Here is a 25,014-nt window from a genome sequence, read left to right as displayed (position 1 = left end):
CCTGCCGACTTCCGGGGAGTCCTGTGACGTGCCTGGACGTCCGCACGACGGCGCTCCGGTCGCCGGAACCCGTTGTCCCACCTAGCGTGGACAGGGCTGTTGCCCTCGGCGACGGCACCTCGACCGACCACGGAGGACGACCATGGCCGACAAGACTGCCTTTCCCCGCCAGCAGCAGGACCCGCCCGGCTGGACCCGGCAGATGGACCCCGTGCCCGACCACGGCGAGGAGTCGTACCAGGGCAGCGGGAAGCTGGCCGGCCGGTCCGCGCTGATCACCGGTGGCGACTCCGGCATCGGCCGCGCCGTGGCGATCGCCTTCGCCCGGGAGGGTGCCGACGTCGCGATCAGCTACCTGCCCGAGGAGCAGGAGGACGCCGACGAGACGGCGCGCTGGGTGCGCGGGGCGGGCCGCAACGCGGTGATGCTGCCCGGCGACCTGACCGACGAGGCCACCGCGCGGGCGCTACCCGGCCTGGCCGCCGACGAGCTCGGCGGGCTGGACGTGCTGGTGAACAACGCCGGCTTCCAGATGGCCCGGCGGGAGTCGTTCGAGGACGTCACCACCGATGAGATCGACCGCGTCCTCAAGACCAACCTCTACGCCCTGATGTGGGTGACGCAGGCGGCGCTGGAGCACCTCAACGAGGGGGCGAGCATCATCAACAACTCGTCCATCCAGGCCTACCAGCCGTCGACGTCGCTGGTGGACTACGCCTCGACCAAGGCGGCGATCAACAACATGACGGTGAACCTTGCCGCCGAGCTCGGGCCCCGCGGGGTGCGGGTCAACGCGGTGGCGCCCGGTCCCATCTGGACGCCGCTGCAGCCGGCGACCCAGCCCCCGCACAAGCTGGAGAGCTTCGGCCAGGACACCCCGCTGGGCCGGGCGGGCCAGCCGGCCGAGGTCGCGCCCGCGTTCGTCTACCTGGCGTCCCCGACGGACTCCAGCTACGTCTCGGCCACCGTACTGGGAGTCACGGGCGGCAAGCCGGTGTTCTAGTCGGCGGATGCCGGTCCGCGGCGCGGGACGCCAGGCGGTGACGGACGTCGCACCCGGCGGGATTTCGTGGATGCGGACCTGTTCGGTATCCTCGTATGGCCGGTTCGTCCGGCGAAGGTAGCGTGTCCGAGCGGCCGAAGGTGCAGCACTCGAAATGCTGTGTGGTTCATAGCCACCGTGGGTTCAAATCCCACCGCTACCGCCCTCTGAAGGGCCCCTGACCAGGTGAGACACCGGTCCGGGGCCCTTCGTCGTTCCCCGTACTCCGTTTTCACTCCGTTTTGCCCACGGCTCGCGGCGCAGGATGAGTGGGACACGGGTCGGCTGGTGCGGTGGGCTCTCAGAGCTGCGAGGCGGCCTCGTCGTAGAAGGCGAAGAGCTCGTGCAGCGGAACCGGGCGACGCGACACCCTGTTCACGTCGCGGCCCTCCTCGCTGAAGGGTGGCGGGTACGCGCTGAATCCCTGATCGAGCGCCACTGCTTCGACGTCGCGTTGCCAAGTGCTCCAGCGCAGATCGGCGAACGTCTCGCCCATCGTTCCGCTGATGACCGCCTCCACGAAGGCGGAGTGTCCACCGCCGAGCCCGTTCCATTGCAGCGTGTCCGGGCCGAAGTAGCACACCTCGCCTGGAGCCACACCCAGACCGCCGCCGTCGATGGCAAAGCGGCCCCCCATGACGTCGTACCCGACGAGCAGAGATGAGGGCGGCGCCGGGTTCGTGTCGGGGCTCAGCTGGTTGGCGGTCGCAAGGTCCGGCAGCCCGTCGCCTCCTCCACCCAGAACGCGGAACCACCCGTGGTCGGCGACGATCGCCCCACAGTTGAGGGCGAGAGCGCCGAGAGTCGACCGAGCTGTGACCTGGAGAGCTTCCAGCGCGTGGAGCCCCTGGGCGCGCGAGATGGGCAAAGCCCGCGCACCGGGCGCGGCATCGATGCGTTCGAAGAGGCCGGGCCACGCAGGATCGTCTACGTCGGCGAGTTGAGCGCCACTCTGGGGAGTCATGACCCCAGTATCGAGCCTGGACACCGCAGCTGATCCTGAGGGATGTGGCGTGACTCACGGAGCATCACCCTTCGCCTCTGCCGCCTGCGTGACCAACTGGTCGATCACCGTCCGCAGGTCCGGGGCCACGTGGGTCCGCTTCACGTAGTGCCGCACGGTGGTGCCCTCGTCGGCGTGACCGAGCAGCGCGGTCGCGTTGGCGATGGTGGTCGAGTTGGCGACCTGGGTGGCGACGGTGCGCCGGAAGTCGTGCGGGGTGACGACGACGGCGCTGCCGGCCTGAGCCTCGCGGAGCTGATCGCGGATCCGGCTGGGGGAGCGCGGCGTGCCCCGCGTCGAGGGGAACACCAGGCCGTCCGACCCGCCGTCGAGCCCCAGGTCCAGCGACTCGGTGATTGCCGCCACCACGAAGGCCGGCAGAGTGATCGTCCGCCGCGAGGAGTCCGACTTCGGCTTGGTCTGGCGCATCAGCCGGCCCTCGACCCGGACGACCGTCCCGGTCACGGTGAGCGTCGGGACGTCGGCTTCCAGATCGAGGTCCGCCTCCCGCAGCGCCAGGCACTCACCGATCCGCAGACCGGTGCCGAGCATGGTGTCGACGATCTGCGGCAGCAGCGTGATGTTCCGACGGCCACGAACCCGAGCCGGCCGGTCCTCCCAGGCGCGGACGGCCTTGCGCAGCAGCGCGATGTCCTCGAGCCCGAGGGTGCGGACCTCGGCACGCTGGGGCTTGCGCACCGTGACGGAGTCGCGGACCGGGTTGAACGACGCCGCCCCGTAGCGGACGCACAGCATCATGACCTGCGACATGACGTTGCGCGCCTGCCGGGCGGTGTCGTACTTGCGGGCTCCGCTGAGGGCCATGAGCACACGGTTCACGGCGACTGGTGTCACCTCGCGGACTCGCAGGGCAGCGAAGGCCGGCCTGAGGTCACGCTCCAGCACGCCGAGGTACGTGGTCAGCGACTGGGGCGTGATCTGGCCCTCGACGCGCTTCTCGGAGACCCACTGGTCGAACACGACACCCATGCGCGTGTCCGGCGTGATCGTCGCCCCGCCGTCGGCGACGCCCTCCGTGCTCGCACGATGCAGTTTGTCCTCGAGACGCCGCTGAGCCGCCGCGCCCGACGGACCCCGGGACTCGTACTTGTGGAGGACGCCGGCGAAGTCGCGGTACTGCGCCTGAGCCCGCCAGACGCCGGGGGACAGCTCCCTGCGGCTGATGTTCCCCCAGCGGCCCGGCTCGATCGGCTTGCGCGGCACGGATCAGCCCACCACGCGGTTGTCGGTGACCTGGTCCAGCCAGGCCTCGACGTCGTCGGGGCGGTACCTCAGTCGGGCGCCGACCCGCAGCACCGTGGGGCCGCCGCCGCGGCTCGACCACGCGTACACGCAGTGCAGGGTCACCCCCAGGTAGTCGGCCATCTCCTCCGGCGTCATCAGGCGCCGGCGGCGGGTGGGGCTGTCGGTCTGGCGGGTAGTGCTCTGGGTGCTCATCGTCTTCCTCCTACGTCGTTGTAGTGGTTCCTGTCGTGCTGGTGTGGCTTCTCGTTCACAAACTCCTGGTACTGCCCTCGTGAAGGCCGGTAGCGTTGGCATCACCCCGCCCAAGGTGCGTCTAGCCGGTAACAACGCACCCAGCCCGCAGTTGGAGAGGGTGGCAGCCCGTTCAAGCCGGGCCGGGTCCGAGGAGTCACCCTCCGCTGCGGGCGGTGTGGTGGCTCCGCCCCTCAGGGGCCAGGACCTCTCGCCACGTGCGCCGTGCCGCCTTCCACTGCGCGTACTCGCGAGCCCGCGCGGCTGCGGCGTCGGCCAGGGCCTTGTCGCCGGGGTTGGTCCAGCCGGTGCCCTGGTAGGTCCAGGAGCCGACGACGAGCGTGGTCTCCTCGTCCTCGGACAGCAGGCGGTTCTCGAGGTCTGTGGTGTCCATCGGGGTGCCGTCGCGGTCCGCGTCGGCCTTGAGCCGCTGGAACCGCATCCGGGCCCGGCGTAGACGGCCGAGCGGGATCGAGTATCGGCGCGACTTGCTCGAGAAGTGGCCGCGGAAGCCGAGCATGTGAGCCCACTTCGCCAGGAGCCGGTATGGGCTGTCGGCGCACTGCCCGCAGACGCAGCCGGCGTCGTCCTCGGGGTCCGGGCCGGCGAGGCCGCGGCAGGCGGTGGCGGCGCGCTCGGCGAGCCACCGGCAGGTGCGGATGAGCCGGCGGTGGTGCGGCCGCGGGGCCGACGGGTCGGTGCCAGTGCCCTTGGTCGAATACTTCGCGAGGTAGCCGGCGACCTGTTCGGGGCGGAGGTCGTCCGAGCCCTCGTCGTTCTCCGGCACGCCAGAGCGCACGCACCGCACGTCGAGCTGCTGGCCGAAGCGCAGCACGCGCGGGACGTCCGCACCGTCGACCGGAGGCGCCGTGACGGAGACCGCCCGCGCAGCCTCTCGGACAGCCTCGCCCAGCACCGCGCCGGGAAGCGGAGCGGCCGAGCCGGGGCCGTCGGGTCCGTCGAGGCGTATGAGGGCGTGGAAGTGCACGAGCCCACGCACCTGGTACTCGGCGACCTTGGCGAACTGCACCGAGGCGACGTCGCGGAGCGCCGACTCGCGCACGCCCAGGGCTTCGGCGACCTGGCGACGCATCGCGATGGTGAACCGCCGCCACAGCTCCGGGGCGTGCCATTGCCACACGACGGCGGACTTCCAGTCGTAGCAGGCGTCGCACAGCGGTCCGCCGACGGCGGGGTCGTGCTCGGAGTGCTGCGCGGTGCAGGAGCGCGGGACGCCGTGCGGGCAGATGCCTCGACCGTGGGGCCGGCAGCGGCCGGCGCCGCCGTTCTTGGAGCGGGTGCCGTGCACGTGCCCGAACGACGGCGCGGTGAGCGTCGCGAAGACGAGTGGGTTGTCCGCCACCTCTGCCGGGACGGTCTTGCCGCCCAGCAGCCCGGCACGGATCATCTCGAACGTGTCGCGGGCGTAGATCCGGGAGCAGGCCGGGCAGACGGACTCCCGGCGGTTGCCACACGCCCGGTAGAGGACGCCGAGCGGGGCGTCGGCGGAGCTGAACTCGGCCAGGACCTCACCCGTGGCGGCGTCGATGGTTGTCGACGACCCCTTGAGCCGGACCGGATGGGAGCAGAAGCCCACCCGGGCAGCGGCCTTGGAGAAGGCACCGACGGAACGGTCGCCCAGCCGGGCGGTGATGCCGGCGACGGCGGCGGGGGAGAGGTCCCCGAGGTCGAGCGGGGCGTCCTGCCCGAACCCCGGGAACCCTCCCGCCACGGCGTGCACGTCACTCACCGCGGGCCCCCGAGGCGGCGGGCTGACGAGCGGCACGGGGCGCGCGCGGCTTCCGAGCGCGAGGCGCGGGGTCGTTCCTCACCGGCTGTGCATCGCCGGTGCGGGCCGCCGAAGCGCCGGTCGCGACGTCGACCGGGGCCACGTTCTCCTCGTCCACCGGGGCCACGTTCTCCTCGTCCGCCGGGATGGAGTCCGGAGCCTCGTCCACCTGCGGCGACGCCACCTCGGGCTCGTGCCGGTCGGGTGCCGGGTAGGTGTCCGCCACCATCCGGATGAAGGTGTCCTCCCAGAAGTCTGCCCGTACCCGCTCCACGTGACCGTCGTCGGCCACCACATACCCGGTGCCCGGGTGGGCTGGGCTGATCTGGTGGGCCGGTGCGACGTCGGCCATGCCCTCGCCGAGCACCATCGACGTCTCGGACGCCGAGCGCAGCCGTAACGCGACGGTCTGCGTGAACAGCCCACGCATCCCGATGGTCTCCTTGCGCGGGTCCTGGACGAACGCGGCCACGACCACGCCGAGCGCACGCCCCTGGGTGAGGATGCGCCGCAGCAGGTCCGACGCCTCGACCTGGACCTTCTTGGAGGCGTAGGCCGTCAGCACCGCGAGCTCGTCGATCATCAGCACGTGTACCGGGTCGCCCGGCGTTGGCTCGAAGTCCCGCGTCCGGCCGTACATCTCGCGCTGGCGGCGATCGACGACGGCGAGCAGGTCGCGCAGCGCCTCGATGGCCCGGTCCTCGTCGGTGGCGACCCGGTAGAAGACGCCGTCACCCATGCCGATCTCGATCCCGCCCTTGAGATCGATGCCCCACAGGCGAACCAGCCGGGCTTCCACAGCGGGGGCGAGGTTGCCGGCGATTCCCCAGAACACCGACCCCTTGCCGGACCCGGAGCAGCCGACCACGAGCGTCTGCCGGCCACGCAGCGTGAGGCGCCACCGGGAGCCGCCCTGGTTCCGGCCGAGGTCCACACCGTGCGGGTTGGCGCCCTCTGGGATGGTCGCGTAGACCGGCTGGTCGAGCAGGTCCGCCATCGTCAGCACGATGTCGAGCACGCGGGGCCGGACCCGATGGCTGGTCGAGCTCTCCGCCTCGAGCGAGGTCTCGATGGCCGGCACCGCCTTGCGGAGGTCGTCGAGCGTCTGGCCGGCGCGAGCTCTGATCCGAATCCGGAGCGTGTTGCCGCGAGCCCGGACCCGCACCAGCCGGGGAACGATCCGGTAGTCCTCGATGACGCGACTGGCCAGCCCGCAGGCGCAGGCCAAATCCTTCCAGTGCCGACGGACGTGGCGACGCCAGCCGAGGCGCCGCAGCGGACCGCCGAGCAACGGCTCGTACGACATCGGACTGAACACCGCCCAGAACGCCCGGAACAGGTTCCAAGCCGGTCCGGAGACGAGAGCCGCGACGCTGAGCAGGTCGTGCCGCATGATGCCGAGCACGCCGTAGGCCATCATCGACGCGATGAGCCACCAGTAGCCGCGGGCGGTCCACCGAAGCGCCAGCCACAAGGCTGACAACACCCGGCGGACCGCCTGCCAGAGTCGCGACGTCATCACGCTGCAGCCTTCGCGGTGGACTTCGCACCCTGGTTGGCCTGACCCGGCGTGACCATCTCGGACGCGCGGAACGACCAGGCGACCCGCGGGCGCATGCCGTTGTCGTCGACGTACGGCAGAGCCATCAGGCCGACGAACTCGACGGGCGTCCAGGGGAACCCGGACTTGTTCTCCGGCGGCACCGGCTGGTGCTTGGCCACGAACTTCACCGTGACGCCGATGTCCTTGCGGCCGGCGTCCTCGTCGCCGTCGATGACCACGCACTGCCACATCGGCAGGCCGGTCTCCTTGTCGAGCTGCTGCGGGCGCGAGCCGTCCGGGCCGGCGGCCGCGTTGAAGTCCGCCACGGGCTGGACCTCTCCTCGCAGGAACGCGCCCTTGGGGAACGCCACCGCGTGGTCGATCTGGAACCGCTGCTTCAGTGCCATGTCCTAGCTCCTTCGCTCTCTGCCCGGTTCGACCGGGCCGACCCCTCCGGGATAGAGGTGGTTCTAACGAGAGCGTAGCACTCGACGCGAGATAGAACCACCTCTAACTGCCTGGCGTCGATCAGAGGGCCGCATACCGCTACCGTTAACCAGGGAGGAGGTGGGCCATGACGCACGGCTACAAGGAGTTGGCGACAGTCCTGCGGGACGGCATCCAGCGCGGTGACTACCCGCCGGACACGACACTGCCCAAGCAGGCCGACCTCGCCGCGGAGTACGGGGTCAACATCAAGACGGTGCGCAACGCCGTCGCGCTGCTTGAGTCCGAAGGGCTCGTCACCCCGGTCAGACGTCGAGGCACCGTCGTGCGATCACGCCCACCGATGCGCCGGCTCGGCATCGAGCGGTACGCCAAGAGCAACTGGAAGTACGGCGACCGGGTCGCGTTCGCGGCAGACCGCGAGGCCAACGGGCAGTCGTGGGAGCCGGCGGACCAGACTCAGACGGTCGAGCGCGTCCCAGCGCCGAGCCGCGTAGCCGAGGCACTGAGCATTGAGCCCGATGCTGAGGTGTACGCCCGGGCGAGAACCGTGCGCCAAGACGGCACACCCACCCACACATTGACGAGCTACTACCGCGTGGAGGACGTCGACGGCACACCCCTGGTCGACCCGACGCCAGGGCCGGCCGGTCGTGGAGGCGGATTCGCGGTACTCACGCTGCAAGGGCTGGAGCCTGACCAGATCACCGAGACGCTGACCGCCCGGATGCCGAGGCCCGACGAGGCCGCGATGCTCGAACTGCCCGGCGGCGAGCCTGTCATGGTGCTGCAACGCACCACGCGAACGAAGGAAGGCAGAGTGGTCGAGTACGCCGAGGGCGTGCACGCGGCTTCGCGGTTCGCGTGGACCTACACCTTCGACATGCCCGACTGACGAACGGACACCCATGAGCGTGATGGACGACGCCCAGATCCTCTGGGACTATCACCAGCTGCACCACGAGCCTAGGAACACCGACATCGCGATCGGGCTCGGGAGCCACGACATCGGCGTCGCCGAGCACGCTGCCGAGCTGTGGCACGAGGGTCGGTTCCCGCTGATCGTCTTCACGGGGGCCAATGCGCCAACGACGGTCGACGTCTTCCCCCGAGGGGAGGCGGTGCACTATTCCGAGCGCGCCCAGGAACTCGGTGTCCCGGCCGATGCGATCCTGACCGAAAAGCGGGCCACGAACACGGGCGAGAACTTCACCTTCACGCGCGAGCTGCTCGACGGCCTCGGGCTCCATCCTTCGTCGGCCACGATCATCAGCCGGCCATACCAGCAGCGCCGCGCCTATGCGACAGCCCGCAAGGCCTGGCCCGACCTCGACGTTGTGTGCTCGGCGCGAACGCAGTCACTCGCTGACTACATCGAGTCCATCGGAGACACCGACCGTGTCCTAAATATGCTCGTAGGAGATACCCAGCGTATTTGGAGGTATGCAGAAGCCGGCTTCGCTGAGAGGCAGAAAGTTGGGCAGCGTGTCCTAGGCGCATACGAGCGGCTTGTGCGGGCCGGATTCGATCGACGACTTCTAAGCGACTCGGCGTAGCTGGGCAACTAAGTTGAAAAGGGTGAAAGCATCGTTAGTTCTTCGCTCACGGGTTGCAGACGCCATTTCGCTGCCGGCGTGCCCGAGAGTTATCTAGCAAATGGGCCCGGCTAGTGCGTGCATCGAATGCATCGTCGATCCAGCCGCGAAGTTGCGAGCGGGTTTGCGGATAGACCCAGTACCTCGCATACCCGAGATCCCTCCCGTCTTTGTCGCGAGAGACGTTGTCGTTTAGGCGGTCCGGAAGCTTCCCGCCAGTTTGGGCGGCGCTGGGCAACTGTATTGCGACGAGCCCGTTGACACTGCTGTGTTTACTCGCTCGAAGGGAAGAATAAATCTCCCAGTCCACGTATCTCCGCACGCTGGTGCAAGAGCCGATAAGCACGACGGTTACACTAGAGTCGCCCAGATACTTTGTGCGGATGCGATCCATGATGTAGCCAGTATCGACGCTATCAATGAAGTCGTCTTCGTCGGTAACGCCAATTGTCTTCGCGATGAATTCGGTGCCGAAGTCCTCGAGGAACTGCTTTACTTCCTCGGTGTCTTCGGCGTGGTAGGAGATGAAGCACTTGTGCCGTGTTCGGTCGATTTTCTGCGCAGCAACCCGCTCTGCTACTTCCTGCAGCTGTAATTGGCGGTAGTGACTCACTTGAGAGACCCTCCGGATCGGTGCATAAGTCTTCGGGACACCGTACCGCGCCCCGAGCTGCAACGCGACGGCGAGGGTGCACAATGTGTGGGTGAACCAGACACCTTCGGTCGTCGACGGCGACCTGCCACAGTTGTTCCAAGCGGCGGACGTTGCTTCGCAGGCTGGACAGCGTGCCTACGTGGGCATGACCCGTTGGCGTCTCGTGATGCTGAGCGCGGCCGCGACTGTGAGTGTCGCCTCGTGGCGCGTCGGCTCAGGAGATATCGACGTCCTTGCCGGGGTGGCAGCGTTGCTTTTCGTTGCCGCACTTATGCTAGAGGTTGTTCTTTGGAGAAGTCGGCCGGACAAGGCTTGGTATGATGGTCGAGCGGTGGCTGAGTCCGCGAAGAGCGTTGCATGGAAGTTTGCAGTTGGTGGAAATCCGTTTCCAGTCGATGCCGATTCCGAGGCGATGCGTGCGAAGCTGATTCGCCGCCTCAAATTCATCAGGGAACAGTACCCCGAACTCGAGCTCGAACCAATCTCGGCGCCAGCAATATCCAATTGGATGATCGAACAAAGAGAGCAGGATCTTGACTCTCGGAAATCGGTGTATCTGAATGAAAGGGTGCGGGGCCAGCGTAGTTGGTATGAGAAGAAGGCGCGATACAATCGTCGCAGGCGCAGCCAATGGAGGGTTGCGAGTCTCGCGTTAGAGTTTGCCGGATTCTTGGCGTCCGCTCTTGGTGTGGTCATGGATATGCAAGTTGTGGTTGCGCCGGCAATTGCAGCTATCGCTGGCGGTGTTGTTGCCTGGCTGGAAACGAAGCAGCACGACAACTTGTACCGCGCCTACTCCGCCGCAGTTTCGGACTTGACTAATATCGAGGCTTCTCTGCAGATTGTCCGTGATGAGGATCGATGGGTTCTCGAAGTCGATGATGCAGAAGAAGCTATTAGCCGCGAGCACGTGGGGTGGAGGGCGTCCCGGAGCCGCTGAATGCTAAGTGTGCGGGGGACCCCGGGCATAGGTCTGTGTGAGGAGTTTCCTTACTGATTCAAGGCGCGGCTTCGCCGCGCTGGCGTCGGTCAGGCGGGGCCTGCGTCGCGGGGCCCCGCGCTCCGCTCGCACGCTCGCTACGCGCACCCCACGGCGCACCGATCTGACCTACCGCCTGCCCTACGACGAAGGCTGCCCCGGTGAGTTCCGGCACCGCCGGGTAGTCCTGCGCTGACTTTCTGGTTGGCCGTCAGACTCCGCTCATGGCCGAGCTCCTGTCCCCAGCCGACCGCCCGAGAGCGAGCTTCGCCCTGACGGACAAGCACCCGTGGTCGCTTCCGATACGCTTCGCGCACGCGACGCCGGTTCGCCAAAGGGAGCACAGTCATGGATGACGAGGACTACGTCGAGACGCAGTACAGCGAAGCCGCGAAGGATGAGTATCGGCGCCGCGCTGACGAGTTTGTGGCAGCTCTGCGCGAACACGTCGAGCTCGTGCTGACGCGCAAGGGTCGCGAGCGCGAGATTCCCGAGTACTTCGGCTCCACAACAAACCTTGAGAACGCGGCGGAAGCCTTCAACGACGCGGAGTTCGAGTGGTGTGGCTCGTTCCCGCTCGCCCTCGCATCGACGGAAGACGATGACGACGACCTGGACGAGGAGGAAGAGCCGGAACGCCCACTCAACCCGGTGGTGACGATGGTCGGCCGCTGGGACTTCCGCGTCACGGACGAGGATGCACTCATCGAGTCCGGCCGCGCTGCCTATCTCGACGCGTGGCCCGATGAGGATCGAGAGGATGCCGAAGCCCGGGTTCGGTCCCTCGTCGCTGCAGCAGCCGAAGTGTCCCACCGCGGCGGGCCCGGGGCGCTGGAGATGGCCGATGGACTGGAGCCTGAGCGTGCAACTTTTGAGTTCGTTCTCCACGAAGGTGGGGATGACGACGAGTTCGACGACGACCCCTTCGCGATCGTCCACCGCTCTTGATCGCCCCCGGCCGGCGTGCCGCTGTGGAGATCTAGCCTCTCTCGCCACGCTGCCGTAGACATGAGTGCGGTCACGGCCCCGCACCGATCGCCGAGCATCCGGCCGGCTACAGCCCGCGTCAAGGGCGCCTGCGGCGTCGCTGCGCGATGGCCTGCGGCCACCCTTGACCCGGACCTCCGCCGACCTCTGGTGCTCCGCTATCGGCACGGCGCCTCCGAGTGTTCGCGCGGAACGCCTTGGGCGCGTAGTCGGGACGTCCGACGGGCCTGGGTGGGCCCCTTGTATGGTCTCAACGTGGTGACTGCTCAGGAGCGCTTCCGCGTCGTCGTCCGGGAGCGGGTCGCTCCTGCGCTGCGTTCGATGGGGATGCGCGGGTCGGGTCAGACCTTCACGCTTCCGTCCGAGACCTGCTGGGCGCAGCTCGGCATCCAGCGCAGCGCGTTCAGCGACCGTGAGCAGATCCTGTTCACGGCCAACTTGAGTGTCGTCAACCGAGTGGTGTGGGCGCGGTCCGTTGCGGAGCGCCCGAACCTTGGCGCGAAGCCGACGCCGAACACCTTCTCGATGTCGCCAGAGCGGTTCCAAGAGCGAATCGGCCGCACGGCCGGTGGCGGTGACTATTGGTGGCGCCTGTCCGCTGATGGTCACGACGAGGATGCGACGTGCGACCACTTTCTGACGACGATCGAGGCCTACGGCGTACCTGCGCTGAAGCGTGAAGTCCGCTCCCGTAGCTGAGTCGACCACGGCGAGAACCGGCCGGAGGTCTCCGGATTGCCGCCGCTTTCGTCGGCGGAGCGGTCCCGACGGGTGCAAGGACGTCCACCGGCCAGAGCCGCGAAAGACCAGGTCAGGTGCTAAAACGACCCAGCCAAGCAGGGTCAGCAAACTCGCCGCTCTCAAGCCCACCGCTACCGCCCTCCGAAGGGCCCTCCATCCGCAGCATCTGTGGATGGAGGGCCCTTCGTCGTTCCCTGCCGAGAGTTCACCGCTCACCGAGCGACATCATCGGCTGCCGTGCAGGTGACTCGATCTCGCTGCCGGTTCGCGGAAGGCCCTCACGCCGAGGACTGGCGAGTGCCTTCGGCGGGCCTGCCGCGCCGTACGACGCGGCACAGTGACTCAGCAGGATGCGGCGTCGTACGTCGCCGACACGACCCCCATGCCTTCGACGTCGACCTCCACCTCGCCTGCGTCGATCTGCGCCTCCCGAGTCGTGAATGCCTGGTAGGCCCAGGCCCCCGGGGCCACGTCCTCGACGTCTCGTGTCCCGTAGGGCGTGACCAGGCGCATGTCGAGCGCGCCGTCGCTCGTGTTCTTCGCTCGGACGGCGACGGCGGCCGTTCCACCCAGGCACGCGGACCGCGCTGTCACGTCGACGGGCACCTCGGCGGGACGCCCGAAGATGTCGATCTCGGCGACGCTGGTGTATTGCAGGCCGTTGGCCGATCCGGTGGCCAGGAGCCTGACGTAGCGCGCGGTGCCGGGCTCGAGCTCGACGTGGTCCGGAGCTGCCGTCCCGTTGAACTCGCCGGATCCCACGGTGGTCCAGGAGGCGCCGTCGAGGCTGGTCGCGATCTCGTAGGTGGAGATCCGGCCGTTCGTCCCGCCGTCCTGACGGGACAGGTGCCGCAGACCGTCGATCTCGTACTCACCACCCAGGTCGATGGTCAGTTCGTGGGGCAGGGGAGCGATGCCGTCGGAGTAACGGGAGTGCCAGATCGTCCCCCTCTCTCCGTCGATCGCTCGAGCAGCGGCACCGTTCTCGAGAACGGTCTCCTCGCTGTCGGCCGTCGCGCTCCAGCCGGTCTTGTCCAGCGGGGACCGGGACGGCTCGCTCGGTGTCGGCTCCTCGTCGCTCGCGACCGCCTCGAGGATCACGACCTCGTAGGGGTCGAGCTCGAGCCGGTACTCGGCACCTGCGCCGGCGACGAATCCGTCGTGCACCCCGTCGCGATCGGAGAAGGCGTAGGTGTCAGCGGCGCCGGCGGGCGGGTCGAACACCTCCACGACGTCGATCGCGAACTCCTGCGGGTATCCGGCCGAGTTCCGCAGCATGAGCATGCCCTGATCCGGAGTGGATCCCGTGCTTCCCGGCGCCCATGCCGCAGTGCCGTAGACCCCGCCGTACGCGGCGTCGCCGCCGACCCAGTGCGTGTCCGCCAACAGGTTCTCGTGGTCGCGTGCCCACCGGGCATTCTTGGCGAGCTCGTCCCAGAACCACTCGGCGCCCGGCTGGTCGGGCCGCACCATGGTGTTCCGGACGTACAGCTCCTGCAGGCCGAGCCCCAGGGCGAAGTAGGCCCGCATGTCCTCAGCCACCTCGTCGCGGACCAGCGGGTCCGACAGGTCGGTGCTCATGGGGACGCCGCTGAGGTCGGTGAAGGTGAGCCCGTGGTTCATGAGGGACGGCACGGGGAACAGCGGGTTCTCGTCCACGATGTTCCGATACGTCTCCGAGTCGCGGTAGTTCACGGACTGCTGGCGAGGGCTGCCCTGACCCGACTGTCCGTAGTCCGAGCCGTCGCGCCAGATCGAGTCGGCGTACCAGAGCCAGTAGGGGGAGCCCCACGTGCCCACCGTCGCGTTGATCCAGACCTCCGATTCGTGCTCGCGCAGATCCGTCATGAGGTCCAGCAGCGCCTCGTAGTCCCCGAGGTACTCCGGGTTCGGGCCCGACTGACGGATTCCGCCTCCGATGCCGTCGAACTTGAACCCGCGCACCCCCTGGTTGTCGACCATGTCGAAGATGACCTCGCGGAAGCGCTGGCTGTAGCGCTCGCCGCCCAGCGCGAAGTACCCGCTGTCGTTGGTCTCCAACCGCTCGTCGGCCGGCTTGCTCGCGTTGAGAGCGCGGCGGTTGACGGAGCTGAGGCCGTACCCGCCGTACGGTGACATCCACACGGACATCGACGCGTCGAACGTCGACGCGATCTCCTTCTGGGGGGCGAAACCGTCGGGGAACTCGGTGGGATCGAAGTCCCAGACCGCGAGATCGGACTCGTCCTCCACGGCGGGTGACCGCACGTAGTCCCACCCGTCGTCCACCCAGAAGCTGTCGATGGTCGCACCACGACTGGTCAGCTCGCTGCCGAAGAGAGTGATCGCCTCGTTGAGCTCGTTCGCGTCGATGACCTCCGACGGGGGCTTCAGGTCGAGCCAGCTCTGGTAGTGGAGGAACGTGCGGCGCGCGTGGACGCGCTCGCGCTCGACGTAGTGGCGAAAGGCGCGCCGCAGCTGACCCTGCGGCACCGTACCGATGCTGGTCGTGTAGCTGATCTCGGTGTCCGGGACGAGCGGCGCGGAGCGTGGGACGTCGATGCGCAGCTTCCCGCTCTCGACGACCGGTCGCGACATGGGGTTCTCCACGCCGACGAAGAACGTCTCGTGTCCCGGCTCGCCGATGACGACCGGGCTCCCGTCGTCCTCGCCCTCGACGCGCGCTCCTGGCCAGTCCGCGTCGACGAGGTCGACGGAGGTGACGTCGAACGACCCCCGGACGTCGCTCAGCGTGAAGCGCTGCCCCACGGTCGCCGATCCGTCCCGCAGCGAAGCCGCCCAGGTCAGGTCGACGCCGTTCCCCGAACCGTCGTCGTACCGGAACGTCGCCGTGATCTCGACACCACCGTCGCGTTCGGCCCAACGCGCCGCGTCGGCGGACGGGGTCAGCTCGCGCACCGTGGGGCCGTCGATCCGCGTCATGGCGCCGTCAGAGATCTTCGTTCCGTCAGCCAGATGCAGCGTGAGGAGGCTCGACGCATCGATGGCGGCCGCGTGGCCGGTCGCCACGTGCTCGAGCGCGGACAGGCGAGCGGTGTCGCCGCCGAACGACCACGTGACGGAGATCGCGTCGTTGTGGAGCGTGAGGTCGGTGCCGGACTCGTCGATCTCGGCGGCGCCCGGGGGCGCCCCTGGATACCTCGAGGGTGTGTCCACCGGCTGCAGCGAGGCCGGATCGGTGACCTCGGACGCGGTCGCGACCACCGGGGCCACGGCGCCGGCCATCGCGACCGCCAGGGTTCCCAGGACGGCCCCGACCGTGCGGGAGGTGCGGGTGACTGACTCCGACATCATTGACGGACTCCAATTGATTTGGCGTTGATTCGATCACAAACTGTCACACGCCATCGGTGCTGTCCAGAGGCGTTTCGCGCCGCGGACCGACGAGAGCCGGCCGGGCCCGCTCAGCTGCACGGCCAGCAGGCCGCGCGATCTTGCCACTGGACGCACGACTCCGTTGCATGCTTGAATCTGATCCGAACGAGCAAAAAACGTTCATGATCCATCAGTAGGGATGGCAGGTCCGTCGCTCTGTGGCGGGCACGGCAGGATCGCCCTCGATGCAACGACGCGGAGGATTCAAGGATGAAGAACACGATGATGCGGCCGACGGCGACGCGGCCACGACGGTTCATGACCGTGGTCGCGGGCATGGCCCTGACCGGACTGGCGTTGTCGGCGTGCGGCTTCGGGACGGAGACGGGCGACGCCGAGGAGGGTGACGGAACCGCCCTCGACCTGCTCGTCCCGACCTACTCGGACCAGACGAAGTCGCTGTGGGAGGACGTCATCAGCGACTTCGAGGCCGAGAACCCGGACGTCTCCGTCAATCTCGAGGTCCAGTCCTGGGACAACATCAACGACGTGGTCCGCACCAAGGTGCAGTCGGGCCAGGCGCCGGACATCCTGAACATCGACGCCTTCGCCGGGTTCGTCGAGGACGATCTGCTCTACCCGGCCGCCGACGTGCTCTCCCCGGAGACCGTCGACGACTTCCAGGCGTCGTTCGTCGACAACGCCTCCATGGGCGGCACCCAGTACGGGATGCCTCTCATCGCATCGGCCCGGACGATGTTCTACAACAAGGACCTCTTCGAGCAGGCGGGGCTCGACCCCGAGAACCCGCCGGCGACCTGGGACGAGCTGCGCACGGCGGCCGACGCGATCTCGGCTCTGGACGGCGGGATCTACGGCTACGGGCTCCCGCTCGGGTCCGAGGAGGCCCAGGCCGAAGCGGCGATCTGGTTCTTCGGCAACGGCGGCGGGTACGGCGACTCCGAGGCGATCACCGTGGACACGCCCGAGAACGTCGAGGCCGCCGAGTTCTTCCAGGGACTCGCCGTGGACGGCCTGACGCAGCCCGACGCCGGAGCGACGGACCGCACCCCTCTCCTGGACGTGTTCGTCCAGGGCAAGATCGGCATGATCGTCGGCCTGCCGCCGACCATCGGCCAGATCGCCGACAAGAACCCGGAGCTCGACTACGGCACGGCGCCGGTGGCGACGGCGGACGGCATGCCGGTCACTCTCGGTGTGGCCGACCACCTGATGGCCTTCAAGAACGACGGCGACAAGAGCGAGGCCATCACCGCGTTCCTCGACCACTTCTACGCGGCGGACGTCTACGGTCCCTGGGTCGACGCCGAGGGATTCCTGCCGGTGACGAAGTCCGGCAGCGAGCAGCTGGCTGACAAGGAGAGCATCGCGCCCTTCCTGGACCTGCTGCCGGACGCACAGTTCTACCCGTCGACCAACCCGCAGTGGTCGGCCACCCAGGGTGCCGTCCAGTCGCTGATCGGCCAGATCCCGCAGGGCTCCGACGCGCAGGAGGTCCTCTCCGAGATCCAGGCCAAGGCTGACGAGTCCTGACGTGCCGGGGGTGGCGTGCCCGCGCCACCCCCGCACGCTCGCCCGACACCTCACCGCCATCGAGGACTTGACATGACCCACACGACTCTCCATCAGGAATCCCGGCCACCGGGCGCGTCGCGACCGCCGACGACGGACGAGCCGACGGCGGATCCCGTCGACCGTTCACGGCGGACCTTCCGGGACACGCTCTCCGCTCTTCCGTGGATCGGCCCCAGTCTCGCGTTGATCTTCCTGATCGTGCTCTTCCCCGCGGGGTACATGATCTACAACTCCACCCGAGAGATCTCCCAGTCGGGGGTGGACCGCGGAGCTGTCGGTCTGGCCAACTACCTCGACATCTTCGCGAACAGCGCGCTGCCGAGAGTCCTGCTCAACACCGTGGTGTGGGTCGTGGTCGTCGTCGCTCTGACGGTCGTGCTGTCGTTGGCGTTGGCGAACTTCCTGGACAAGCAGTTCCCCGGCAGACAGCTCGTGCGGCTGGCGGTCATCGTCCCGTGGGCCGCGAGCGTCGTCATGACGTCGACGGTGGTGTATTACAGCCTCCAGCCCAACTACGGGATCGTCAATCATTTCCTGGCGGACATCGGCATCCTCGACGTCGGTGACTACGGATTCACGCGCAACGTGGTTCCTGCATTCATCGTCGCCATTCTTGTCGCTGTCTTCGTCTCTCTGCCGTTCACGACGTACACGATCCTCGCCGGGCTCCAGTCCATTCCGCACTCGATCGTCGAGGCGGCACGGATGGACGGCGCCGGGCCCGTCCGAACCTATTTCTCCGTGATACTTCCCCAGCTGCGGCCCGCCGTCGCCGTCGCGACCATCATCAACATCATCAACGTCTTCAACAACGTCCCGATCATCCGCATCATGACCGGCTCCATCCCGGGCTACGACGCCGACATCACGACCACCCTGATCTTCAAGCTGATCCAGACCGACCGGCGCGTCGACCTGGCGTCCGCGCTCTCGGTCGTCAACTTCGCGATCGTCGTCCTGGTCATCGTCGCCTACATGCGGATCGTCAAGCCGATGAAGGGAGTGGACGAGTGAGCACCGGTGTCGCCGCTCCTGCCACGGCAGCGCAGCTTCGCAAGACGTCCCGATACCGCGACGGCGGTCCCGGGGCCGGGGGTTCGGTCATCGGCCGGGTGGTGGCGGGCGTCGTCATCATCGGGGTCTTCCTGGTCCCGTACGGGATCATGCTCTTCGGGTCGCTCAAGGCCAGGTCGGAGATCCTCGGGATCCCGCCGACGTACCTGCCGCAGGAGTGGTACCCGTCGAACTACGTCTCGATGTGGTCCACCCCGGAGACCCCGCTGCTGCAGAACCTCATCTCGACGGTCGTCATCTCGGTCTGTGCCACGCTCCTCGTGCTCCTCGTCGCCGTTCCCGCGGCGTACTACACGGCCCGGTACCGCTTCCCTGGTCGTCTCGCGTTCTTGTTCCTGGTGCTGGTGACGCAGATGCTCCAGCCGGCGGTCCTCGTGGCCGGCCTCTTCCGCCAGTTCCTCACGATCGGCATCAACGACACGTGGATCGCGATGATCCTGGTGAACTCGGCCTTCAACCTCGCCTTCGCCGTATGGATCATGCACAGCTTCTTCGCCAGCGTTCCGCGGGAGGTCGACGAAGCGGCCCAGATCGACGGAGCGGGACGATGGACGGTCTTGTTCAGGGTGAATCTCCCGCTGGTATGGCCCGGCATCGTCACAGCGGTCATCTTCACCTTCGTGGCCGCGTGGAACGAGTTCGCGGCATCGCTGGTCATTCTGTCGACCGCAGGAAACCAGCCCTTGTCGGTGGCGCTGACGAAGTTCATCGGACAGTACGACTCGGCGTGGCAGTACGTGTTCGGCGTGTCCATCGTGGCTATCGTCCCCGTGATCATCCTCTTCGCGCTGATCGAGAAGCGCCTCGTAGGAGGCCTGACCGCAGGGAGCATCAAGTGACGACCGACGATGCACGACACGAGCACGACCGGACCGAGGACCCCGAGGGGATGTCCAAGTCCGTCCGCTGGGAACGGCTGCTGGCCCTCCTGGCGGATCGCACACGACTGTCCGTCACCGAGGTGGCCGAGGAGTTCGGCATATCGGAGTCGACGGTCAGACGTGACTTCGACCAGATGGCGGGACGCCAGCTGGCGCACAGGACCCACGGCGGTGTGGTCGCCGCATCGGTCGCCTACGGGCTGCCGCGCCGGTTCGGGCGACAGCTGGACGCGAAGCAACGCATCGCCGACGCTGCCGCCAACCTCGTCCTCGCACGGCATCCTGCGCCGGTGGTGGGACTGAACGGCGGGACGACGACCAGTCTCGTCGCCAAGGCGCTCGGCGAGCACTCCGAGGACACCACCGACGGGGTCCGGCAGCCGACGGGACATGCCATGACCGTCGTGACCAGCGCGTTGAACATCGCGACGGAGATGGTGCTGCGTCCGCACGTGCGGACCGTCTGCCTGGGGGGTACGGCACGGGCGCAGTCCTACGAGCTCACCGGCCCCGCCGCGATCCAGATGGCGAGCACGATGTGGATCGACGCGCTCGTCCTGGGGATGCTCGGCATCGACGCGGCCGCCGGCCTGACCTGCGGCGAACCCGAGGAAGCGGGCGTGACGACGGCCCTCGTGTCGCGTTCCCGTGAGGTGATCGCCGTCGGCACGTCCGACAAGATCGGCGTCCGCTCCTTCGCACAGATCTGCGAGATCGGTCGGGTCGACACGCTCGTCACCGACTGCGAGGCCACCGAGGAAGCCTTGGCGCCCCTGCGTGACGCGGGCGTCGAGATCGTGACGGTCTGAACCGTCCGAACGACCGTGGTCGGCGGGTGCCGATCACTACTGAGAAGAGAGGCAAGCCCACGATGAGTTCCACCCATGTCGGCGCTGAGATCGCCAGCCAGCCGCAAGCCTGGCGTCAGGCAGCCGCGCTCGCCCATGAGCGCATGACGGACCTGCCGCAGCGTGGCGAGCGTGTCGCCGTCGTCGGCTGCGGGACCTCGTGGTTCATCGCCCAGGCCTACGCCGCCCGTCGCGAGGAGATCGGGCACGGCGAGACGGATGCCTTCGCCGGGAGCGAGTTCCCGGCAGGACGGCTCTACGACCGCGTCGTCGCCATCAGCAGGTCCGGGACGACGACCGAGATTCTCGAGCTCCTCAGAACGCTGCGCGGGAGGCTTCGCACCGTGGCGATCGTCGGCGATGCGGCGTCGCCCTGCGCGCTCGCCGCCGACGACGCCGTCGCGATGCCGTTCGCGGACGAGAAGTCGGTCGTGCAGACGCGATTCGCCACCAGCGCGCTGAGCCTTCTGCGCGCGGGTCTCGGGGAGGACGTCGAGCCGCTGGCCGAGGCAGCGGAGTCCGCGGTGACCTGGGCCGTGCCCCCCGGCCACCTCGAGCGTCAGCAGTTCACCTTCCTCGGGCGCGGCTTCGCCGTCGGGCTCGCGAACGAAGCCGCTCTCAAGATGCGCGAGGCTTCGCTCGCCTGGGCCGAGTCCTACCCGGCGATGGACTATCGGCACGGACCGATCAGCGTCTCGGACGGGTCCAGCATCGTGTACCTCGTCGGAGAGGGCGCCCTGGATCTCGTCGAGGACGTGGAGCGCACGGGCGCCCTGGCGGTGCCCCTGCGCGAGGACCCTCAGGTCGCGCTCGTGCGGCTGCAGCGTCTCGCCGTGGCCAACGCGGTCCACAAGGGTCTCGACCCCGATGCGCCCCGACACCTCACCCGTTCCGTGATCCTCGATGCGCGGATCGCATGACCGGGCCCTCGGAGTCCACCGACACACGGCCCGTCGTCATCGCGCTGGACGTCGGGGGGACGGACATCAAGGCGGCGCTCATGGACGCCGACGGCGTCCTGCACCAGCAGGTCTCCTCGACGCGCGCTGAGCAGGGCGCGGGGGCTGCCGTCGAGGCCGTGCTGGAGGCGATCGCCTCCGTGCGGGCACGCGTGCCGCGGGGACGCCGGATCGACGCCGTCGGGCTCGCCGTCCCCGGAACCGTCGACGAAGCCCGTGGCGTCGTCGCGAGCGCCGAGAACCTGGGCTGGACCGACCTCCCGCTGAGGTCGCTCGTCGAAGAGGCCACAGAGTTACCCGTGGGTTTCGGGCACGACGTCCGTGCAGGCGGCCTGGCCGAGTGGGAGCTCGGGGCAGGACGCGGTGCCCCGGATCATGTCTACCTCTCGGTCGGCACGGGCATCGCGGCGGCGCTGATGCTCCGCGGTGACGTGTACTCCGCAGGCGGCTGGGCCGGAGAGGTCGGGCACGGCGGGTCCACCACCGGGGAGGCTTGCTCGTGCGGTGGCCGAGGGTGTGCCGAGACGTACGCGTCCGCCGCCGGGATGGCTCGTGAGTACCGGCGACTGACCGGTGCCACGTCCGCCCAGGTTCCCGGTTCGTTGGAGGTGCTGCGCCGCGCCGAGGCCGGGGACCGGACCGCAGCAGCGGTCTGGGACCGCGGTGTCGACCGGCTCGGAGAGCTCGTCGCCGAGATGGTGCGTGCCCTGGGGCTGCGGACCGTGATCGTCGGAGGCGGGCTCGTTCGAGCCGGGCAGGCGCTCATGGAGCCGCTGGACGGCGCGGTGCGGCGCTACCTCACGCTGCATCCGGTGCCCCGCCTCGTGCCGGCGGCCCTGGGGTCCGCGGCAGGGACGCACGGCGCTGCCCTGTTGGCATGGGAGGCGGCACGGTCGGTACGGGCGCCGCTCTCGTCGAGCGGCCCCGGCAGGGCAGGAGACGTCGGTCTCGACGCCGCCGTGGGGCGCACCTCGTGAGCGCAGCGCTCGTCGCGGGCGTGCCACGATCCGTCGTGACACTCACTCCCAACCCCGCCTGGGACCTGACCTATCAGGTGGACCACCTCACGATCGGCCAGTCGGTCCGGGTGCACGCGCGGTCTGCGCGCGCCGGGGGCAAGGGTGTGAATGTCGCTCGGGTGGCCCGGACCCTCGGTGCCCGCAGCACCGCGGTCCTTCCGCTCGGTGGTGCGCTCGGCGGGCTGGTCGCCGACGACCTGCTCGAGGATCGCCTGCCGTCCTTGATCGTGCCGGTGGCAGGTCCGACCCGCCAGTCCGTCGCCATGGTGCCTCGTGACGGAGCGCATCCCACGGTGGTCAACGAGCCGGGCCCGGAGCTGGACGACGCGGAGTGGGCCGACCTGATCGCTGCCACCGTCCGGACCGTCGGAGAGGCCGCACCGGCGCCGTCGCACGTGGTGGTCGCCGTCTGCGGGTCGTTGCCTCCGGGCACGACCAAGGACCGCACCACCGACCTGGTGCGGTCGTTGCAGGCGACCGGGGCGCAGGTGTACGTCGACGTCTCGGGTCCGGCGCTCGGCTGGGCGGCGGAGGCCGGCGCCGACCTCGTCAAGCCGAATCGGTCGGAGCTCGCCGAGGCCACCGGGACGGACGACATGGTCCGTGGGGCCGCCGAGCTGTTGCAGCACGCACGGTCGGTCGTGGTCACGGACGGGGAGCGGGGCATGCACGCCTTCGTGGCCGGGCCGCAGGGGGCGAGACTCCTGGCGCACGCGCGACTCCCCGAGCCTGTGGTGGGCAACCCCACCGGAGCGGGCGACGCGGCGATGGCTGCGCTCGCGGCGTCAGGAGCCGCGCCGTGGCCCCGCCGCCTCGCTCTCGCCGTCGCCACGTCGGCGGCCGCCGTACTCCAGCCCGTCGCCGGCGCGGCTGATCCTCAGCACATCGAGACCCTGCTCGCCCGGGTCTCCACGACTACGGAGAAGTGAATGCCTCTCGTCACCACCGACCAGCTGCTCGAGCCGGCATGGCGCTCCGGCCGTGGGGTCGGCGCCTTCAACGTCATCCATGTCGAGCACGCCGAGGCGTTCGTCGCCGCCGCGGAGCGCGCCGGGACCGGCGTCGTGCTGCAGATCAGCCAGAACGCGGTTCGCTGGCACGGTGCGCTGGAGCCCATCGGCGCGGCGACCCTGAGCATCGCGAGGTCATCACGTGTGCCGACGGTCGTCCACCTCGACCATGCGGAGGACCGTTCCCTCGTCTCCGAGGCGCTCGAGCTGGGTTTCACGTCGATCATGTTCGACGGCTCGACGCTCGACTACGAGGACAACGTCGCGGCGACCGCCGAGGTCGTCGCGGAGGCGCGCTCCGCAGGTGCGGTCGTCGAGGCCGAGCTCGGCGAGGTGGGAGGCAAGGACGGTGTCCATGCTCCGGGTGTCAGGACGGATCCGTCCGAGGCCGTCGAGTTCGTGCGCGCGACGGGCGTGGACGCCCTGGCAGTGGCCGTCGGCACGTCCCACGCCATGACGGAACGCGTCGCGTCGCTCGACTTCGGACGCATCCGTGAGCTCCGCCGCGTCGTCCCGGTGCCGTTGGTGCTCCATGGTTCCTCCGGCGTCGCCGACGAGGACCTGACGCGCGCCGTCGAGTCGGGCATGACCAAGGTGAACGTCTCGACCCATCTGAACGCTGCCCTGACGGGTGCGCTGCGCGCGTTCCTGGACAGCCATCCCACGGTGGTCGATCCGCGCAAGTATGTCGGTGCGGGCCGGGATGCCGTGCAGACCGAGGTCCACAGACTTCTCGGTGTCCTGCGCGCGTGAAGAACGACGACGCGGGCGAGGCGACCGCCGACACCGAGGTGGTGGTCGGCCGGATCGTGACCCCGACCGACGTCATCGAGGACGGCGCCGTGCAGATCCGGGACGGTCGGATCCACTGGTGCGGACCGCGGACGGCACTGCCTGCTCGTGCAGGCGAGGCGCCGGTGCCCGATCCGCGGCCGGGCTCGACGGTGCTGCCCGGCCTCGTCGACCTCCACAACCACGGTGGCGGCGGGGCGAGCTTCCCCGACGCGGCGACAGCCGCTCGGGCTCGCCACGCCGTGACCGCGCACCTGCACCAGGGCACCACGAGCGTCGTCGCCTCGCTGGTGACGGCGCCCGCGGAGGTGCTCCGCGAGAGAGTGGCGCTGCTCGCCGATCTCGCCGACGCCGGCGAGATCGCCGGGATCCACCTCGAGGGGCCGTTCCTCTCACCCGCACGGCGTGGTGCCCAGAGCCCGCGACACCTGCGGGCGGGAGATCCGGACCTGGTCCGGGCGCTGGCGGCAGCCGCTCGTGGCCACCTGCGCACGATGACCGTCGCGCCCGAGATCGAGGGCGTCGTCGGCCCGGGCGGGGTCATCGAGACCCTCGTCGACCTCGGGATCCTGCCGTCGATCGGGCACACGGCTGCCGACACGGACACCACGGAGCGGGCCATCTCGACCGCTCGCGCGGCGCTGACCGCGGTGGGTCGCCGGGACTCACGCATCACGGCGACCCACCTGTTCAACGGGATGGAACCGCTGCATCACCGGTCGCCCGGTCCGGTCGCCGCGTGCCTTGCTGCCGCGGCACGCGGCGAGCTCGTCGTCGAGCTCGTCGCCGACGGTGTCCACCTCGCCCCCGGCATGGTTCGCGCCGTGTTCGACATGCTCGAGTGCGGGGCGGCTCGGGGCGGGGCCACGGCGCCGTCGGGAGCGATCGCCCTCGTGACGGACGCGATGGCAGCAGCGGGGATGGCCGACGGCAGCTACGAGCTCGGTCCGATGAGCGTGCGCGTCGTCGACGGCGCCGCGTGGCTCGCGGACGGCAGCTCCATCGCCGGCGGGACGAGCCGTCTGCTGGACGTCGTCCGCTCCGCGGTCGCGGCCGGTGCGGACCTGGTGGCCGCCGTGCGGGCAGCATCGAGCACGCCGGCGGACGTCCTGGGCCTGGCCGACGTCGCAGGGATCGTCGTCGGGCACCGCGCCGACGTCGTCGTGACCGACGGCGACCTCCGTGTCCGCCGTGTGCTGCGGGCGGGGAACGACGTCCTGCCCGTGCAGCGATGACCCGGGC

The 25,014-nt window shown here is 68.9% G+C and carries 23 protein-coding genes and 1 tRNA gene; 16 read left to right on the top strand and 8 right to left on the bottom strand.

Annotation, left to right across the window (positions count from 1 at the left end):
• Positions 1 to 142 precede the first annotated feature (142 nt).
• Together Q6349_RS13840 and Q6349_RS13835 are read left to right on the top strand one after the other, a co-directional pair.
• Complete coding sequence (locus Q6349_RS13840) at positions 143 to 1,003, top strand: SDR family oxidoreductase (RefSeq protein WP_304604580.1); 861 nt, start codon at positions 143 to 145, stop codon at positions 1,001 to 1,003.
• Between the two features lie 116 nt (positions 1,004 to 1,119).
• Positions 1,120 to 1,205: transfer RNA gene (locus Q6349_RS13835), tRNA-Ser, on the top strand.
• A 138-nt stretch (positions 1,206 to 1,343) separates the two neighbouring features.
• On the opposite strand, the gene Q6349_RS13830 is transcribed toward Q6349_RS13835, so the two are convergent.
• From Q6349_RS13830 to Q6349_RS13805, 6 genes are all read right to left on the bottom strand, one after another.
• Positions 1,344 to 2,006, bottom strand: a complete 663-nt coding sequence (locus Q6349_RS13830; protein ID WP_304604579.1) for a DUF2625 family protein — start codon at positions 2,004 to 2,006, stop codon at positions 1,344 to 1,346.
• Between the two features lie 54 nt (positions 2,007 to 2,060).
• Positions 2,061 to 3,269, bottom strand: a complete 1,209-nt coding sequence (locus Q6349_RS13825; protein ID WP_304604578.1) for a site-specific integrase — start codon at positions 3,267 to 3,269, stop codon at positions 2,061 to 2,063.
• A 3-nt stretch (positions 3,270 to 3,272) separates the two neighbouring features.
• On the bottom strand, positions 3,273 to 3,503 hold the full coding sequence (locus Q6349_RS13820; RefSeq protein ID WP_304604577.1) for a helix-turn-helix domain-containing protein: 231 nt from the start codon (positions 3,501 to 3,503) through the stop codon (positions 3,273 to 3,275).
• Positions 3,504 to 3,699: 196 nt separating this feature from the next.
• Complete coding sequence (locus Q6349_RS13815) at positions 3,700 to 5,292, bottom strand: replication initiator (RefSeq protein WP_304604576.1); 1,593 nt, start codon at positions 5,290 to 5,292, stop codon at positions 3,700 to 3,702.
• Positions 5,285 to 6,850: an FtsK/SpoIIIE domain-containing protein gene (locus Q6349_RS13810; protein WP_304604575.1), complete on the bottom strand. Its 1,566-nt coding sequence runs from the start codon at positions 6,848 to 6,850 to the stop codon at positions 5,285 to 5,287. Before Q6349_RS13810 ends, Q6349_RS13815 begins: the two co-directional genes overlap by 8 nt.
• Positions 6,850 to 7,281, bottom strand: coding sequence for a plasmid replication, integration and excision activator (locus Q6349_RS13805; protein ID WP_304604574.1), 432 nt, complete (start codon positions 7,279 to 7,281; stop codon positions 6,850 to 6,852). Before Q6349_RS13805 ends, Q6349_RS13810 begins: the two co-directional genes overlap by 1 nt.
• A gap of 167 nt (positions 7,282 to 7,448) precedes the next feature.
• Here Q6349_RS13805 and Q6349_RS13800 point away from each other — a divergent pair, with 167 nt between their 5' ends.
• On the top strand, positions 7,449 to 8,216 hold the full coding sequence (locus Q6349_RS13800) for a GntR family transcriptional regulator (RefSeq protein WP_304604573.1): 768 nt from the start codon (positions 7,449 to 7,451) through the stop codon (positions 8,214 to 8,216).
• Positions 8,217 to 8,229: 13 nt separating this feature from the next.
• Entirely contained in the window at positions 8,230 to 8,877 is a 648-nt protein-coding gene (locus tag Q6349_RS13795) for a YdcF family protein (protein WP_304604572.1), read from the top strand.
• A 46-nt stretch (positions 8,878 to 8,923) separates the two neighbouring features.
• Here Q6349_RS13795 and Q6349_RS13790 read toward each other — a convergent pair whose 3' ends face one another.
• The gene (locus Q6349_RS13790) at positions 8,924 to 9,529 is read right to left on the bottom strand and encodes a TIR domain-containing protein (RefSeq protein WP_304604571.1); all 606 of its coding nucleotides are present in this window, start codon (positions 9,527 to 9,529) and stop codon (positions 8,924 to 8,926) included.
• A 91-nt stretch (positions 9,530 to 9,620) separates the two neighbouring features.
• Here Q6349_RS13790 and Q6349_RS13785 point away from each other — a divergent pair, with 91 nt between their 5' ends.
• From Q6349_RS13785 to Q6349_RS13775, 3 genes are all read left to right on the top strand, one after another.
• The gene (locus tag Q6349_RS13785; RefSeq protein ID WP_304604570.1) at positions 9,621 to 10,511 is read left to right on the top strand and encodes a DUF4231 domain-containing protein; all 891 of its coding nucleotides are present in this window, start codon (positions 9,621 to 9,623) and stop codon (positions 10,509 to 10,511) included.
• A gap of 387 nt (positions 10,512 to 10,898) precedes the next feature.
• Entirely contained in the window at positions 10,899 to 11,498 is a 600-nt protein-coding gene (locus tag Q6349_RS13780) for a hypothetical protein (RefSeq protein WP_304604569.1), read from the top strand.
• Positions 11,499 to 11,792: 294 nt separating this feature from the next.
• Positions 11,793 to 12,236 carry a DUF4304 domain-containing protein gene (locus Q6349_RS13775; RefSeq protein WP_304604568.1) on the top strand — a complete coding sequence of 148 codons (444 nt, stop codon included), beginning with the start codon at positions 11,793 to 11,795 and terminating at the stop codon, positions 12,234 to 12,236.
• Positions 12,237 to 12,620: 384 nt separating this feature from the next.
• On the opposite strand, the gene Q6349_RS13770 is transcribed toward Q6349_RS13775, so the two are convergent.
• Positions 12,621 to 15,572: a discoidin domain-containing protein gene (locus tag Q6349_RS13770; protein ID WP_304604567.1), complete on the bottom strand. Its 2,952-nt coding sequence runs from the start codon at positions 15,570 to 15,572 to the stop codon at positions 12,621 to 12,623.
• Positions 15,573 to 15,863: 291 nt separating this feature from the next.
• On the opposite strand from Q6349_RS13770, the gene Q6349_RS13765 reads away from it, so the two are divergent.
• The 9 genes from Q6349_RS13765 to Q6349_RS13725 all read left to right on the top strand — a co-directional run bounded on the left by Q6349_RS13765 (position 15,864) and on the right by Q6349_RS13725 (position 25,007).
• A complete protein-coding gene (locus tag Q6349_RS13765; protein ID WP_304604566.1) occupies positions 15,864 to 17,147 on the top strand; it encodes an extracellular solute-binding protein in 1,284 nt (427 codons plus the stop codon).
• 225 nt (positions 17,148 to 17,372) lie between these two features.
• Complete coding sequence (locus tag Q6349_RS13760; protein ID WP_304604565.1) at positions 17,373 to 18,203, top strand: carbohydrate ABC transporter permease; 831 nt, start codon at positions 17,373 to 17,375, stop codon at positions 18,201 to 18,203.
• Positions 18,200 to 19,102 (top strand): carbohydrate ABC transporter permease, encoded by a 903-nt coding sequence (locus Q6349_RS13755; RefSeq protein ID WP_304604564.1) that lies wholly within the window; start codon positions 18,200 to 18,202, stop codon positions 19,100 to 19,102. Before Q6349_RS13760 ends, Q6349_RS13755 begins: the two co-directional genes overlap by 4 nt.
• Positions 19,099 to 19,953 carry a DeoR/GlpR family DNA-binding transcription regulator gene (locus Q6349_RS13750; RefSeq protein WP_304604563.1) on the top strand — a complete coding sequence of 285 codons (855 nt, stop codon included), beginning with the start codon at positions 19,099 to 19,101 and terminating at the stop codon, positions 19,951 to 19,953. Before Q6349_RS13755 ends, Q6349_RS13750 begins: the two co-directional genes overlap by 4 nt.
• Before the next feature lie 62 nt (positions 19,954 to 20,015).
• Complete coding sequence (locus Q6349_RS13745; protein ID WP_304604562.1) at positions 20,016 to 20,912, top strand: SIS domain-containing protein; 897 nt, start codon at positions 20,016 to 20,018, stop codon at positions 20,910 to 20,912.
• On the top strand, positions 20,909 to 21,928 hold the full coding sequence (locus tag Q6349_RS13740) for an ROK family protein (RefSeq protein ID WP_304604561.1): 1,020 nt from the start codon (positions 20,909 to 20,911) through the stop codon (positions 21,926 to 21,928). Before Q6349_RS13745 ends, Q6349_RS13740 begins: the two co-directional genes overlap by 4 nt.
• Before the next feature lie 35 nt (positions 21,929 to 21,963).
• Complete coding sequence (locus Q6349_RS13735) at positions 21,964 to 22,899, top strand: 1-phosphofructokinase family hexose kinase (RefSeq protein WP_304604560.1); 936 nt, start codon at positions 21,964 to 21,966, stop codon at positions 22,897 to 22,899.
• Positions 22,900 to 23,733: a class II fructose-bisphosphate aldolase gene (locus Q6349_RS13730; protein ID WP_304604559.1), complete on the top strand. Its 834-nt coding sequence runs from the start codon at positions 22,900 to 22,902 to the stop codon at positions 23,731 to 23,733.
• The gene (locus Q6349_RS13725; protein WP_304604558.1) at positions 23,730 to 25,007 is read left to right on the top strand and encodes an N-acetylglucosamine-6-phosphate deacetylase; all 1,278 of its coding nucleotides are present in this window, start codon (positions 23,730 to 23,732) and stop codon (positions 25,005 to 25,007) included. Before Q6349_RS13730 ends, Q6349_RS13725 begins: the two co-directional genes overlap by 4 nt.
• The last annotated feature ends 7 nt before the right edge of the window (positions 25,008 to 25,014 follow it).

It is taken from the genome of Isoptericola sp. 178, from assembly GCF_030586525.1.
Classification (GTDB): domain Bacteria; phylum Actinomycetota; class Actinomycetes; order Actinomycetales; family Cellulomonadaceae; genus Isoptericola; species Isoptericola sediminis.
Note: the sequence above shows the minus strand (reverse complement) of the source record. Positions and strands in the feature narration are given on the sequence as shown.

Excerpts from the sequence above, each read along its gene's own strand:
- Q6349_RS13770 (WP_304604567.1), bottom strand. The coding sequence starts at position 15,572 with ATGATGTCGGAGTCAGTCACCCGCACCTCCCGCACGGTCGGGGCCGTC.
- Q6349_RS13730 (WP_304604559.1), top strand. The coding sequence starts at position 22,900 with ATGCCTCTCGTCACCACCGACCAGCTGCTCGAGCCGGCATGGCGCTCC.
- Q6349_RS13805 (WP_304604574.1), bottom strand. The coding sequence starts at position 7,281 with ATGGCACTGAAGCAGCGGTTCCAGATCGACCACGCGGTGGCGTTCCCC.
- Q6349_RS13820 (WP_304604577.1), bottom strand. The coding sequence starts at position 3,503 with ATGAGCACCCAGAGCACTACCCGCCAGACCGACAGCCCCACCCGCCGC.
- Q6349_RS13810 (WP_304604575.1), bottom strand. The coding sequence starts at position 6,850 with ATGACGTCGCGACTCTGGCAGGCGGTCCGCCGGGTGTTGTCAGCCTTG.
- Q6349_RS13780 (WP_304604569.1), top strand. The coding sequence starts at position 10,899 with ATGGATGACGAGGACTACGTCGAGACGCAGTACAGCGAAGCCGCGAAG.
- Q6349_RS13800 (WP_304604573.1), top strand. The coding sequence starts at position 7,449 with ATGACGCACGGCTACAAGGAGTTGGCGACAGTCCTGCGGGACGGCATC.
- Q6349_RS13740 (WP_304604561.1), top strand. The coding sequence starts at position 20,909 with ATGACCGGGCCCTCGGAGTCCACCGACACACGGCCCGTCGTCATCGCG.
- Q6349_RS13795 (WP_304604572.1), top strand. The coding sequence starts at position 8,230 with ATGAGCGTGATGGACGACGCCCAGATCCTCTGGGACTATCACCAGCTG.
- Q6349_RS13830 (WP_304604579.1), bottom strand. The coding sequence starts at position 2,006 with ATGACTCCCCAGAGTGGCGCTCAACTCGCCGACGTAGACGATCCTGCG.
- Q6349_RS13745 (WP_304604562.1), top strand. The coding sequence starts at position 20,016 with ATGAGTTCCACCCATGTCGGCGCTGAGATCGCCAGCCAGCCGCAAGCC.
- Q6349_RS13840 (WP_304604580.1), top strand. The coding sequence starts at position 143 with ATGGCCGACAAGACTGCCTTTCCCCGCCAGCAGCAGGACCCGCCCGGC.
- Q6349_RS13765 (WP_304604566.1), top strand. The coding sequence starts at position 15,864 with ATGAAGAACACGATGATGCGGCCGACGGCGACGCGGCCACGACGGTTC.